Origin of the sequence: Streptomyces sp. WM6372 (assembly GCF_001279655.1) — a bacterium.
Classification (GTDB): Bacteria; Actinomycetota; Actinomycetes; order Streptomycetales; family Streptomycetaceae; genus Streptomyces.
On sequence record NZ_LGDB01000093.1, the window covers coordinates 58,775 to 71,652 of the forward strand.

The following is a 12,878-nucleotide window of genomic DNA, read 5'->3' on the forward strand; positions in this document are numbered from 1 at the left end:
TGGCGGTCACCTCTTGCGCACGACGACGAAGTCGGCGAGGGCGACGAGCTGTTCGCGCACCCGCTGCGGCATGTCCACGTCGTCCAGGGCGCGGATGGCGATGGCGTGCTGGCGGCGCGCCTCCTCGGCGGTCCACTCGCGCCCGCCCGCGGCCTCGATGAGCGCGGCGCGCGCCGCGAACTCCTCCTCCGAGAAGTTCTCGAAGTCGTTGCTCTTGGCGTCGGCGGCGAGCAGCTCGGCGAGCTCCTCGCAGGCGGGCCCGCCCGCCGCGAGGGCGGCGACGACCGGCAGGGACTTCTTGCGCTGGCGCAGGTCGCTCCAGGTCTGCTTGCCGGTGGCCTCCGGGTCGCCCCAGATGCCGAGGAGGTCGTCGACGGCCTGGAAGGCGAGGCCGAGGTGGTAGCCGTACTCCTCCAGCTTGTCGGCCGTACGGTCGTCCGCGCCGCCGAGCACGGCGCCGATGGAGACCGCGCAGGCGAGCAGGGCGCCGGTCTTGTTGCCCTCCATCTCCAGGCACTCCTCGACGCTGACGCGCTCGCGGTGCTCGTAGGAGATGTCCTGCGCCTGGCCGTCGATGAGCTTGCGGCTGGCGGTGGTCAGGCGGCGCGCGGCGCGGCCGGCCTCGACGGTGCCGAGTTCCAGCAGGACCTCGTTGGCGAGGGCGAACAGCGCGTCGCCGACCAGGATCGCCAGCGCCGGGCCGTGCACCTTCCACACCGTGTCGCGGTGGCGGCGCTGCTCGTCGCCGTCCATGAGGTCGTCGTGGAGCAGCGAGAAGTTGTGGACGAGCTCGACGGCCACGGCGCCCGGGATGCCGACCTCGGCCGCGGCCCCGGCGGCCTCGGCGGAGAGCAGCGCGAGGGCGGGGCGCACGGCCTTGCCGCCGTCGCCGTCCGCCGCGTTGCCCTGGGCGTCGATCCAGCCGAAGTGGTACGCGGCGACGGTGTCCATGGGCGCCGCGAGCCGGTCGACCGCGGCGCGGAGCACGGGGGTCGACAGCGCGCGGCCGCGCTCCAGGAGCGCGAGCGTGTCCGCCTTCTCGACGCCCCCTCCGGCTGCGCCGTTGCCGGCGTCCGTGTTCTCGACAGCCGGATTCCCCGGGTTCACTGGCTCTCCTCTGTGTCCTGTACGTGCTGCTGCGGTCGTGCTGGTGGTCGTCATGCCGCCTCCTGCAGGGGGTGCTCCCGGTGGCGGCCGAGTGCGGCGAGTGCGGCGTGCGCCGCGCTCAGTCCGCTGCGGACAGCGCCCTCCATGGTCGCGGGCCAACCGGTGGCGGTCCACGCACCGGCGAGGTAGAGGCCCGGCGTGTCGGTCCGCGCCCCGGGGCGCAGCCGGCCGACGCCGGGGGTGGGGGCGAACGTGGCGGTCCGCTCCCGGGTCACGAAGAAGTCCCGTACCTTGGCGCCGCGGGCGGCCGGCAGCAGCCGTTCCAGCTCGGGCAGGTACTTGGCGCGCAGCACCGAGACGGGCTCGTCGATGTCGTCCTGGGCGGCCGACTGGGACAGCGCCAGGTACTGGCCGCCGTCGGGCAGCCCGGAGGCGTCGGTGCGGTCGAACACCCACTGGACCGGGGAGCCGAGCGCGGCGAAGAAGGGCTGCTTGAGCACCTTGCGGTCGTAGACGACGTGGACGTTGAGGATGGGCGCGGTGCCGATGTCGAGGAGCTTGTCCGGGTCGGCGAGGGCTCCGGGCGGCAGCAGTGCGTGCGCCTCGCGCTGCGGGACGGCGAGGACGACGGTGCCGGCGTCGAGGGACTCGCCCTCGGTGTCGACCCGCCAGTTCCCGTCCTGCGTACGGGAGATGCAGGTGACGCGGGTGCGCAGTTCGGTGCGTACGCCGGCCGCGTCGAGCTGCTTGCGGGCGAGGGTGTCGTGCAGGTCGCCGAGCGGGACGGTGGCCCAGCCGATGTCGGCGGCGCCGTTCTCGGAGAGCAGGCCGGTCTTGAAGACCATGGCGGCCAGGCCCAGCGAGGACTGCCCGGCGGTGGCGTTGAGGGTGGCGATGCCGACGAGGTCCCACAGGGCCTCGATGGCGCGCGGGCTCTGGCCGTAGCGGCCGAGCCAGGTCGCGAAGTCCAGGCCGTCCAGCGCCGGGTCGGCGGGGTCGAGCCGGCGCAGCGCGAGGGCGGCGCGGCCGACGCTCGCCCGCTCGGCGAGCGAGAGGTGCGGGTAGCGGGCGAGGGAGGCCGCCAGGTGCAGGGGTACGGGCAGGGCGCTGCGGCGCAGCCGGCCCAGGCGCGGGCCGGCGGGGTGGGCGACGTCGAGCACGGGTACGTCGAGCCGGTCCTGGACGGGGGCGAGGGCGGCGCCCTCGACGCGGTCGAGGAACCACCGGTAGGCGGTGCAGCAGCGCAGGTAGACGTGCTGGCCGTTGTCGACGGTGAGGTCGCCGCGCTTGAAGGAGAAGGCGAGCCCGCCGAGCCGCGGGCGGCCTTCGAGCAGGGTGACCTTGAGCCCCGCGTCGGCGAGTTCGAGGGCGGCGCTCACTCCGGCGAGCCCGCCGCCGATGACGACGGCGCGGTCGTCGCTGCCGTTCATGAGCCCTCCCCGGTGGCGTGGCCTGCGGCGCCCGCCTGGAGGGACGCGGCCGCGCGGGAGGGGGTTGCGTCCGCCGCGAGGGGTGCGGCGGGCGGGGGCGTCGGCCGGATCACGCGCGCCTCCGCGTGCTCTGGCGGGAGATGGTACGGGCGTCGAGGCCGGACAGGCCGCGTACGGCGACGTACGCCTTCTCGTGCGGGGGCAGCGAGACGCGGCCGCGGAGGACGGCCTCGGGCTCGCGCTCGATGCGGTCGAGCAGGCGCCGGTAGATGCCGGCCATGGCGGCGACGCAGGCGCCGCTGCGCCGGTCGAGCATGGGCAGCAGCCGGTAGCCCTCGACGAACAGGGCGCGGGCGCGCCGGACTTCGTGGTGGACGAGCCCGGCGAAGTCCGCCCCGGCGGGCATCCGCTCGCTCGCGAACCCGTCCGAGCAGCCGAACTTGGCGAGGTCCTCGGCCGGCAGGTAGGTGCGTCCGTTGGCGGCGTCCTCACGGACGTCGCGCAGGATGTTGGTGAGCTGGAGGGCGAGGCCGAGGGTGTCGGCGTACTCGCCGGCCCGCGCGGCGTCGGCGGCGCCGAGGCCGCCGGTGTGCACGGTGCCGAACACGCCGAGGGAGAGCCGCCCGATGGCTCCGGCCACGCAGCGGCAGTAGGCCTTGAGGTCGTCCCAGGTCTCGTAGGTCTCGCCGCGGACGTCCATGAGGACGCCGTCGATGAGCTCGTCGAGGCCGCCGAGCGGGATCGGGAAGCGGCGGGCGGCGTGGGCGAGGGCGACGGCGACCGGGTCGGTGTCGTCCTCGTCGATCTCCTCGGCCCGGATCCGGCCGAGGAGGGCGCGGGTCTCCTCCAGCCGGACGAACTTGGCCTCGGGGGCGAGCGTGCCGTCGCCGATGTCGTCGACGCGCCGGGAGAACGCGTACAGCGCGGACATCGCCTGCCGCTTGTCGGAGGGCAGCAGCCGGATGCCGTACGCGAAGTTGCGCGCCTGGGAACCGGTGACGGCCTCGCAGTAGCTGTACGCCGCCAGGACCGCTGCGGACGGTGCGGACGTGTGTGCGGAACCCTCCACGGTCGGGCTCACCCCTTTCTCGGCGCTGTGCGCAGGACGGCGGCCACCTCGCGGAGCAGGCCGCTCCTGGTGGGCTTGGGCGGGCCGGGAAGTACGTCGAAGCCGGCGGCGGTGACGGCTCGCAGGGCGGCGCGCCCTCCTCCCACGAAGCCCGCGAGCAGCAGCCGGAGCCTGCCGTGCACGCTACCCACGAGCGGGGTGCCTTCATTCAGGAGGTCCCGGGCGCGTTCCGCCTCGAACGCGACCAGGGAGCGCACGGACGCGCCGGCGCGGTGGGCCTTGAGGTCGGTTTCGGCCACGCGGAAGCGGCGCATGTCCTCGGCCGGGAGGTAGATCCGGTCGCGGCCGAGGTCCTCCGTGACGTCCTGTACGTGTTCGACGATCTGCAGGGCGGTGCAGACGGCGTCGGAGCGGCGGATCCGCTCGGGGGTGCTGGTGCCGGTGAGGGACAGCACGAGCCGGCCGACGGGGTTCGCGGACAGTTCGCAGTACGCGAGGAGGTCGCCGTACGTCTCGTAGCGCGTGACGCGCTGGTCCTGGCGGTTGGCCTCGATGAGCCCGAGGAAGGGCTCGGGGGTGAGGCCGTGGGCGCGGACCACGGGCCGCAGCGCCTGGAGGAGGGGGTGGCGGGGCGGGCCGCCGGGGCCGCCGAAGACGCGGTGGAGGTCGGCCTCGAACGCGTCGAGCATGGCGAGCGGGTCGTCCGCGGCGGCCGGGTCGAGGCCGAGGAGTACGGCGTCGTGTCCGCCAGGGGCGAGGTCGCCGTCGCCGATGTCGTCGACCAGGCGGGCGTACCCGTACACCGCCATGAGGCCGTCGCGCCAGGCGCGCGGGAGGAAGGACGGGGCGACGGGGAAGTTCTCCGAGCGCGCCTTGCCGAGGGTGGCGGACGCGTGGGCTCGGGCGTCGGGGGCTGTGGGGGCCGCGTCCCGGTGTGGCCGGATACCGTGCCCGGGGGTCACCGCCCGCCGCCCGCGCGGGGGACGGCCGTAATGCCTGGGGGCCGGAGAATTCCCGTAGCCATTGCCGTCACGTCTCCCGTTCTACACTGCCGACCCAATACATCCTATTTCGGACACGCCGCCGGACTTTCCCCGGGGTACCCCAGGCCGTTCACCTGCGGGGAATCGTCCCCTCTGGCGTGATTCAGGACTGCTCCAGCTTACGCTGTACAACGCCGCGGCAGCCTCTCGGGTATTCACTGCGCCACCGAATGTCGGCCGACATGCCGAGGCCCCCGCCGCTCGGAGCGACGGGGGCCGGCGAAGACCGCGGTCAGGCGCTGGTCGCCTTCTCGTAGGCCGAGACGACTTCCTCCGTGGGCCCGTCCATCAGCAGCTCACCCTTCTCCAGCCACAGCACGCGGCTGCAGGTGTCGCGGATGGACTTGTTGTTGTGGCTCACCAGGAAAACGGTACCGGCGTGCTTGCGCAGTTCGCGGATGCGCTCCTCGGAACGCACCTGGAACTTGCGGTCACCGGTGGCCAGGGCCTCGTCGATCATCAGAACGTCGTGGTCCTTGGCCGCGGCAATGGAAAAGCGCAGGCGCGCCGCCATACCGGAGGAGTACGTGCGCATCGGAAGGGAGATGAAATCGCCCTTGTCGTTGATGCCCGAGAAGTCGACGATGTCGTCGTAGCGCTCCCGGATCTGCTCGCGGCTCATTCCCATCGCGAGACCGCCGAGGACCACGTTGCGCTCACCGGTGAGATCGTTCATCAGTGCGGCGTTGACACCCAGCAGCGAGGGCTGGCCGTCGGTGTAGACCTTGCCGGACTCGCAGGGCAGCAGACCGGCGATGGCGCGCAGCAGGGTGGACTTGCCGGAGCCGTTGGAGCCGATGACGCCGATGGCCTCGCCGCGGTACGCCGTGAAGGAGACGCCGCGCACGGCGTGGACCCGGCGGACGCCCGGGGCATCGCCCTTGCCCCGGCGCATTATCTTGCTCAGCGCGGCGGTGGCGCTGCCCTTGCCGGAGCTGCCGGTGTTGACGCGGTAGACGATGTGCACGTCGTCGGCGATGACGGTGGGGACGTTGCCCCGGTTGATCTCAGCCACGGCCGTAACGCTCCTCAGCCTTCCAGAAGTACACGAAACCGCCGAGGCCGATGACGACGGCCCAGCCGACGGCGAAGGCCCAGACGTGCGGCGGCAGGTTGTGCCGGCCGTAGTCGTCGATCAGCGCGTACCGGACCAGGTCCATGTAGATCGCCGCCGGGTTCCACTGGAGGACGTCCGAGACCCAGGAGGGTACGTTCCGCTCCTCGAGCGCCCCGCTGATCGAGAACATGACGCCCGAGGCGTACATCCACGTACGTGTGAGGAACGGCATGAGCTGCGCGAGGTCGGGGGTCTTGGAGCCCATCCGCCCGAAGATCAGCGCGAGGCCGGTGTTGAAGACGAACTGGAGCGCCAGCGTCGGGATGACCAGCAGCCAGGACAGCTTCGGGTAGTTGCCGAACGCGACCGTGACGATCACCACGACGATCATCGAGTACAGCAGCTGCTGGAGCTGCTGCATCGAGAAGGAGATCGGCAGGGAGGCGCGCGGGAAGTGCAGGGCACGGACCAGGCCGAGGTTGCCGGGGATGGCCCGGACTCCCGCCATCAGCGAGCTCTGGGTGAAGGTGAAGACGAAGATGCCCGTCACCAGGAAGGGGATGTAGACCCCCTTCTCCATGCCCCGGCCCGCGTTCATGATCAGGCCGAAGATCAGGTAGTACACCAGCGCGTTGAGCAGCGGGGTCGCCACCTGCCAGATCTGGCCGAGCCTCGCCTCGCTGTACTGCGCCATCAGCTTGGCCCGGGAGAACGCCATGATGAAGTGGCGCCGGTCCCAGAGCTGCCGCACGTACTGGGCCAGGGTCGGCCGGGCACCGCTGACGGACAGGCCGTACTTCCTGGCGAGCTCCGCGGGGCTCAGCCCGGCGTCTTCGGACGGCGGCTTGCTCGTGGCGAGGGCGCCATCCTGGGTTGTGTCACTCACAAGTTGAAACTTTCCGTCTTCAAGATGCGGCAGAAGGTGGCATCGGGCCTGGGGCGCTCGGCCCGTGAACGTGCATGGTCCGTGATCACGTGTGTTCCGTGACCGCGTCATGTTCTCAGACGCGAGCGTGTCAGATGACAGGCGGTCGGCCCAGCCGGGTCAGCCGCCAGACCGTGCGCCACTTCATGGGGCGCCGGGGACCGCAGGGGGTGGTCCATCCCTCTTTGAACCCACCGAACCAGGCCTTGAGCGCCGGTGCCGAGGGCCTGCGCAGGAGCGTCAGCAGGAGCCAGACGCCCAGGTAGACCGGGACCAGCGGGGCGGGCAGGTTACGGCGGGCGAGCCACACCCGGTTACGGGCAACCATACGGTGATAGACCGCGTGCCGGGAGGGGGCGGTCGTCGGATGCAGGAGCACCATGTCCGCCCGGTAGTCGATCAGCCACCCCGCGTCGAGCGCCCGCCAGGCCAGGTCGGTCTCCTCGTGCGCGTAGAAGAACTCCCCCGGCAACCCTCCGACCTGCTGGAACACCGACGTGCGGACGGCATTGGCGCCGCCCAGGAAGGTGGTCACACGGGAGGAGCGCATCGGGTCCGAGGCGCGCAACCGGGGCACGTGCCGGCGCTGGGTCTCGCCGGACTCCGGATCGGCGATCCGGAAGCTGACGATCCCGAGCCGGGGGTCCTCGGCGAAGGCCTGCCGGCACAGCTCGGCGGTGTCGGTGCGCTCCAGCAGCCCGTCGTCGTCGAGGAAGAGCAGGGCGTCGACCTCGCTGCCGCCGGGGCCGAAGGCCTCGATGCCGACGTTGCGGCCGCCGGGGATGCCCAGGTTCTCGGGCAGCTCGACGGTGCGCAGGCCCGGCAGCACACCCTCCAGCCCGGTGACCTTGACGCCCTGGCCCACGACGACGACCTCGACCGGGTCGCCCTCCTGGCGGGCCACCGAGTCGAGGAGGGCCTTGAGCTCGTCGGGGCGGTTGCCCATCGTGATGATCACGGCGCCCAGCCGCATCGGCGTCGTCACTTGAGCCTGCTGGAGGCCAGGATCGACACCAGGTGCAGCACCGTCTGGAGCATCGCGATGCCGGCCAGCACGGCGACGCCGAGCCGGGTGAAGAACAGGTCGCCCCGCATCTGGTCCGCGATCGCCAGCAGCAGGATGAGCAGCGAGGCCTCGATGCCGAGGACGAGCCGGTGGAACTTGAGCGCGGACGCGGCCCGGCGGGCGAGCGCCATGCCGGAGGAGCGCGGCTCGGCGGCGGACTCGGCGACGGGCTCCTTGCCGGTCTGGTGCCGGGCGACGCCGACCAGGTCGGTCTCGGCCTTGATCAGGATGGCGCCGAGGGCCGCGAGGGTGCCCAGGAAGGCCCACAGCCAGTCGATCCGGCCGGTGCCCCACAGATCGGAGGCGCGCAGGCCGAAGCCGACGAGGACCGCCGCGTCGCACAGGTAGGCGCCGACGCGGTCCAGGTAGACGCCGGAGAGGGAGTACTGCTTCTTCCATCGGGCGACCTCGCCGTCGACGCAGTCGAGCAGCAGGTACATCTGGACCGCGACCACGCCGAGGACGGCGCCCCAGATGCCCGGCACGAGCAGCGCCGGGGCGGCCAGGACGCCGGCGAGGGTCATCAGGTAGGTCAGCTGGTTGGGCGTGACCTTGGTGTTCACCAGGACGCGGGTGATGCGCAGGGAGATCTCGCGCATGTACAGACGACCGCCCCAGTGCTCGCCACTGCGCCGGTCCTTGACGCCCGGCGGGTGAACGACGGGCCGGAGTTCAGCTACGGATGGTCTTGGCATAGTCGGCGTAAGCGTCCCTGATCTCGGCTGCGGACAGATTGAGGTGCTCCAGGATCGTGAAGCGTCCCGGACGGGTCTGGGGGGCGTACTCGACGGCCGCGACGAACTCGTCCACGCTGAACCCGATCTCGGCGGGCAGTACGGGCAGTCCGTGGCCGCGCAGCGACTCGACGAACAGCCCGGCCTGCTCGTCGGCGCCGCGCAGGAACATCGCGAAGGCGGCGCCGAGGCCGACCTGCTCGCCGTGGAGCGCGGAGCGCCCCGGGTAGAGCAGGTCGAAGGCGTGGCTGATCTCGTGGCAGGCGCCGGACGCCGGCCGGGTGTCCCCGCTGATCGACATGGCGATGCCGGTGAGCACCAGGGCCTCGGCGAGCACCGTGAGGAACGTGTCGTCGCCGCAGCCGCCGGGGTGGCGCAGCACGGCTTCGCCGGCCGTACGGGCCATGGCGGCGGCCAGGCCGTCCACGGGCTCCCCGGTGATCTTGTGCGAGAGCTCCCAGTCGGCGATGGCCGAGATGTTGGAGAGGGCGTCGCCGATGCCGGAGCGGACGAACCGCACCGGGGCGTCGCGGATCACGTCGAGGTCGATGACCATCGCGATCGGCGTGGGCACGCCGTAGGAGCCGCGGCCGTTGTCGTTGTCCAGCGTGGCCACGGGCGAGCAGATGCCGTCGTGCGCCAGGTTGGTGGCGACGGCCACCATGGGCAGCCCGACCCGCGCCGCGGCGTACTTCGCCACGTCGATGATCTTGCCGCCGCCCAGGCCGACGACGGCGTCGTAGCGGCGGCCCTTTATGTCGTCGGCCAGCTTGACGGCGGAGTCGATGGTGCCGTCGGCGACCGGGTACCAGTCGGCGTGCGGCAGTACGGGCTCCAGCTTGGAGCGCAGCAGCTGGCCGGAGCCGCCGCTGATCGCGATCGCCAGCTTGCCGGACGCCGAGATCCGCTGGTCGGCCAGGAGGCCGGCCAGGTCGTCCATGGCGCCGCGGCTGATGTCGACGACGACCGGGGAGGGGATGAGCCTCGTCAGTACTGGCATGCGATCGTCCGGCCCTTGGCGAGGTCGTCGTGGTTGTCGATCTCGACCCACTTGACGTCGCCGATGGGGGCCACGTCGATGACGAAGCCGTCGTTGACGAGCTGCTGGTAGCCGTCCTCGTAGTACAGGTCGGGGTCGCGCTCGAAGGTGGTCTTCAGCGCCTCGGCGAGGGCCTCGGCGGCCTCCGGCTCGATGAGGGTGACGCCGATGTACTCGCCGGTGGCGTCGGACGGCTCCATCAGCTTGGTGATCTTCCGCGCGCCCTTGGCGCCGTCGACGACGACCTTCATCTCCTCGTCGGCCAGGTTCTTGACCGTGTCGAGGGCGAGGATGATCTTCTGGCCGTTGCCGCGGGCGTCGAGCAGGGTCCGCTCGACGGAGACCGGGTGGACGGTGTCGCCGTTGGCGAGGATCACACCCTGCTTCAGGACGTCACGGGCGCACCACAGGGAGTAGGCGTTGTTCCACTCCTCGGCCTTGTCGTTGTCGATCAGCGTGATCTTGACGCCGTACTTGGCCTCCAGGGCCTCCCGGCGCTCGTACACGGCCTCCTTGCGGTAGCCGACGACGATCGCGACCTCGGTGAGGCCGACCTCGGCGAAGTTTCCGAGGGTGAGGTCCAGCACGGTCAGGCTGTCCTCGGCGCCTTCGGGACCGACGGGCACGAGGGCCTTGGGCAGGGTGTCGGTGTAGGGACGCAGGCGGCGTCCGGCACCGGCAGCGAGTACAAGGCCGATCATGCTGGTTCTCCTTCGTCATGTACGGCGGGTGCCCCGGAGGAGACCCAGAAGCGGATGCTCTCCACGAGCACCACCAGTGCCACGAACACGGCCAGGGCCGTGAGCGCGACGGGGAAGTCCGTGGCGCGCGTCGCCAGGACGGAGGCCAGGGCCGCGGTCAGCAGGACCCGGCCTTCGTGGCCGCCGATCGTCCACACCAGCCACCGCGGGGGCGCGCCCGATCCACCGCGGATGCGGTAGACCGTGTCGTAGTGATGGTAGGCGACCGCCGCGACCAGTCCGAATGCGGCGGGAAGGGCCCCGGGTACGTCCGCCTTGACGGCGAGCGCGAGGACGGTCACGTACTCGGCGGCCCGGAAGAGCGGCGGGAGCAGCCAGTCGAGGGGGCCCTTGAGCGGGGCGGCCACGGCCGCCCCGGCGAGCACGGCGTACAGCGCGGCGGCGCCCAGGACCGTCACGGAGCCGAACGGCTCGTACCAGGCGGCGCCGATCAGGGCCGCAGCGCCGAGCACGGCGAACGGCAGGTGCAGGGAGCGCGCCGGGACGGCCGCGGCCCGGGCGACGAGGGACGCGACCGGGCCGGAGTCGGCGAGGTCGGCCAGCGCCTGGGCGGCCCTGTCCGTGCGGACGGCCTTGCGGGTCAGCGAGCGCAGCACCCGGCCGGCGGTGGTGTAGAGGGCGCCGAAGGCGCAGCCGGTGAGCAGGGCGTAGAAGACGATCCGGGGGGTGGTGGCCGCGGTCAGCACCGCGATCATGGCCCAGCGCTCGCCGATCGGCAGGATGATCATCCGCCGGACCCAGACCGTCCAGCCGACGCTGTCGAGCTTGTCGGAGAGGGCGGCCGTGGGGCTGGTGTTCGCCGTGGCGTCGTGGTTGGCCTCGTTGAAGGCGAAGTCCACGACGTGGCGGCAGGTCATGAGGATCATCGCGCCGAGCGCGAGGGCCCACACGTCGTCGCCGTCGCGGGCCGCGCCGAGCGCGAGGCCCGCGTAGAAGGAGTACTCCTTCGCGCGGTCGAAGGTGGCGTCGAGCCAGGCGCCCATCGTCGAGTACTGGAGCGAGTAGCGGGCGAGCTGCCCGTCCGTGCAGTCCAGGACGAAGGAGACGAGGAGCAGCACACCGGCCGCGATGTAGCCGCCGCGCTCGCCGGTGGCGGCGCAGGCGGCCGCTATCAGCGCGGTGATCAGCGAGGCGGTGGTGACCTGGTTCGGGGTCAGGCCGCGGCGCGCGCACCAGCGGGCGATGTAGCGCGAGTACGGGCTGATGAAGAAGGTGGTGAAGAACCCGTCGCGGGACTTCACGGCGGTGCGCAGCCGTACGGCCTCGTCGTCCACGGCGGCGACGGCGGCGTCCGCCGCGGCGCGCTCGGCGTCGGTGGCGGGGACGGCGGCGACCAGGGTGCCGAGCTCGGGGCGCTGGACGGGGGTGCCGGCGGCCTCGACGGCGGCGGCGAGCCGGTCCGCGTACGGGCCGGCGCCCTCCGCCGGCAGGGCCGCGGCCTTGTCCAGGGCCGCGCGGGCACCCGGCTGGACGGCGAAGGCGCCGGTCACGGCGCAGGCGTCGAAGCGCGGGTCGGTCAGCGCGAGCCGCAGGGCGTGGACGTGTCCGACGAAGGCGCTGTCGACGACGGCGACGCGCTGGTCGGCGGGTACGCCGGCCAGCACTGCGGCGGTCCCTTCAGGGCCGGCGGCCGGGCGGACGTCGAAGCCGAGGGAGCGCAGCTCGTCGGTGAGCGGTGATCCGGGGACCGGCAGGCCGGTGAGGATGACGGTCGACAGACGGACTCACTCCTTGCAGCGAACACTGGACGGGCGCCCCCTGTGGGGGGCGGCGGCACGTCGGCAGAGGCTATCGGATGAATGGAAGCGGGGGTTCACCACCCGTTTACTCCCCGATAAGCCGAATATTCCGGGGCTTCGGGCCCCGGCGCGATCATCATTGACGATCGCGGTGAGATACCACAAACCCGCGGTGCGGGGGTGCTCCGCCACCGCCGCTTACCACGCTGCGCGGGCGGACATGCGCGGATGGCCGAAGTGGGGACAAGCCTCTTTTGTACGGCAGACTGAAGGTCGAAGTCCGAAGCGAAGGATGGGTATGCCGACCACACCAGCCACCGCCGCGAACACCGCGTCCCCCGGCACCGGCACTCAGGAACCGATCATGCTCGAACTGGTCGATGAGTCCGGCAACACCATCGGCACGGCGGAGAAGCTCTCCGCCCATCAGGCACCCGGTCTGCTGCACCGGGCCTTCTCCGTGTTCCTCTTCGACGAGCAGGGCCGCCTGCTGCTCCAGCAGCGGGCCCTCGGGAAGTACCACTCCCCCGGCGTCTGGTCGAACACCTGCTGCGGTCACCCCTACCCCGGGGAGTCGCCGTTCGCGGCGGCGGCCCGGCGGACCCACGAGGAGCTGGGCCTGTCGCCCTCGCTGCTCGCGGAGGCGGGAACCGTGCGCTACAACCACCCGGACCCCGCGTCGGGCCTGGTGGAGCAGGAGTACAACCACCTTTTCGTGGGACTCGCGCAGTCGCAGCTGCGGCCGGATCCGGAGGAGGTCGGGGACACCGCGTTCGTGACCGCCGAGGAGCTGGCCAAGCGGCACGCCGAGGCGCCGTTCTCCGCCTGGTTCATGACCGTCCTGGACGCGGCCCGGCCCGCGATCCGCGAACTGACCGGGGATGCCGCGGGCTGGTAGCCCGTACGCC

Annotated in this window: 12 protein-coding genes; 1 reads left to right on the plus strand and 11 read right to left on the minus strand. The window is 72.0% G+C overall.

Features of this window, described 5'->3' with window-relative positions; genetic code table 11:
* Positions 1-6 precede the first annotated feature (6 nt).
* The 11 genes from ADK52_RS08895 to ADK52_RS08945 all read right to left on the minus strand — a co-directional run bounded on the left by ADK52_RS08895 (position 7) and on the right by ADK52_RS08945 (position 11,949).
* A complete protein-coding gene (locus tag ADK52_RS08895; protein WP_420708197.1) occupies positions 7-1,107 on the minus strand; it encodes a polyprenyl synthetase family protein in 1,101 nt (366 codons plus the stop codon).
* A gap of 50 nt (positions 1,108-1,157) precedes the next feature.
* Positions 1,158-2,537 (minus strand): hydroxysqualene dehydroxylase HpnE, encoded by a 1,380-nt coding sequence (gene hpnE / locus ADK52_RS08900; RefSeq protein WP_053689218.1) that lies wholly within the window; start codon positions 2,535-2,537, stop codon positions 1,158-1,160.
* Positions 2,538-2,646: 109 nt separating this feature from the next.
* Entirely contained in the window at positions 2,647-3,618 is a 972-nt protein-coding gene (hpnD, locus tag ADK52_RS08905) for a presqualene diphosphate synthase HpnD (RefSeq protein ID WP_053689219.1), read from the minus strand.
* Complete coding sequence (gene hpnC / locus ADK52_RS08910) at positions 3,615-4,550, minus strand: squalene synthase HpnC (RefSeq protein WP_053689266.1); 936 nt, start codon at positions 4,548-4,550, stop codon at positions 3,615-3,617. Before hpnC ends, hpnD begins: the two co-directional genes overlap by 4 nt.
* Positions 4,551-4,881: 331 nt before the next feature.
* Positions 4,882-5,664, minus strand: coding sequence for an ABC transporter ATP-binding protein (locus ADK52_RS08915; protein WP_053689220.1), 783 nt, complete (start codon positions 5,662-5,664; stop codon positions 4,882-4,884).
* The gene (locus tag ADK52_RS08920) at positions 5,657-6,592 is read right to left on the minus strand and encodes an ABC transporter permease (protein ID WP_053689221.1); all 936 of its coding nucleotides are present in this window, start codon (positions 6,590-6,592) and stop codon (positions 5,657-5,659) included. Before ADK52_RS08920 ends, ADK52_RS08915 begins: the two co-directional genes overlap by 8 nt.
* A gap of 130 nt (positions 6,593-6,722) precedes the next feature.
* A complete protein-coding gene (locus ADK52_RS08925; protein ID WP_420714826.1) occupies positions 6,723-7,604 on the minus strand; it encodes a glycosyltransferase family 2 protein in 882 nt (293 codons plus the stop codon).
* 8 nt (positions 7,605-7,612) lie between these two features.
* Positions 7,613-8,392, minus strand: a complete 780-nt coding sequence (locus ADK52_RS08930; RefSeq protein ID WP_078988160.1) for a CDP-alcohol phosphatidyltransferase family protein — start codon at positions 8,390-8,392, stop codon at positions 7,613-7,615.
* Positions 8,370-9,431 (minus strand): iron-containing alcohol dehydrogenase family protein, encoded by a 1,062-nt coding sequence (locus ADK52_RS08935; protein WP_053689224.1) that lies wholly within the window; start codon positions 9,429-9,431, stop codon positions 8,370-8,372. Before ADK52_RS08935 ends, ADK52_RS08930 begins: the two co-directional genes overlap by 23 nt.
* The gene (locus tag ADK52_RS08940; RefSeq protein WP_053689225.1) at positions 9,419-10,171 is read right to left on the minus strand and encodes a sugar phosphate nucleotidyltransferase; all 753 of its coding nucleotides are present in this window, start codon (positions 10,169-10,171) and stop codon (positions 9,419-9,421) included. The genes ADK52_RS08935 and ADK52_RS08940 overlap by 13 nt, the downstream gene beginning before the upstream one ends.
* Positions 10,168-11,949 carry a DUF5941 domain-containing protein gene (locus ADK52_RS08945; RefSeq protein ID WP_053689226.1) on the minus strand — a complete coding sequence of 594 codons (1,782 nt, stop codon included), beginning with the start codon at positions 11,947-11,949 and terminating at the stop codon, positions 10,168-10,170. Before ADK52_RS08945 ends, ADK52_RS08940 begins: the two co-directional genes overlap by 4 nt.
* 319 nt (positions 11,950-12,268) lie before the next feature.
* Between ADK52_RS08945 and idi the strand changes: the two genes are divergently transcribed.
* Positions 12,269-12,868 carry an isopentenyl-diphosphate Delta-isomerase gene (gene idi / locus ADK52_RS08950; protein ID WP_053689227.1) on the plus strand — a complete coding sequence of 200 codons (600 nt, stop codon included), beginning with the start codon at positions 12,269-12,271 and terminating at the stop codon, positions 12,866-12,868.
* Positions 12,869-12,878: the final 10 nt, after the last annotated feature.

Excerpts from the sequence above, each read along its gene's own strand:
- hpnE (WP_053689218.1), bottom strand. The coding sequence starts at position 2,537 with ATGAACGGCAGCGACGACCGCGCCGTCGTCATCGGCGGCGGGCTCGCC.
- ADK52_RS08925 (WP_420714826.1), bottom strand. The coding sequence starts at position 7,604 with ATGCGGCTGGGCGCCGTGATCATCACGATGGGCAACCGCCCCGACGAG.
- ADK52_RS08930 (WP_078988160.1), bottom strand. The coding sequence starts at position 8,392 with ATGCCAAGACCATCCGTAGCTGAACTCCGGCCCGTCGTTCACCCGCCG.
- ADK52_RS08935 (WP_053689224.1), bottom strand. The coding sequence starts at position 9,431 with ATGCCAGTACTGACGAGGCTCATCCCCTCCCCGGTCGTCGTCGACATC.
- ADK52_RS08940 (WP_053689225.1), bottom strand. The coding sequence starts at position 10,171 with ATGATCGGCCTTGTACTCGCTGCCGGTGCCGGACGCCGCCTGCGTCCC.
- idi (WP_053689227.1), top strand. The coding sequence starts at position 12,269 with ATGCCGACCACACCAGCCACCGCCGCGAACACCGCGTCCCCCGGCACC.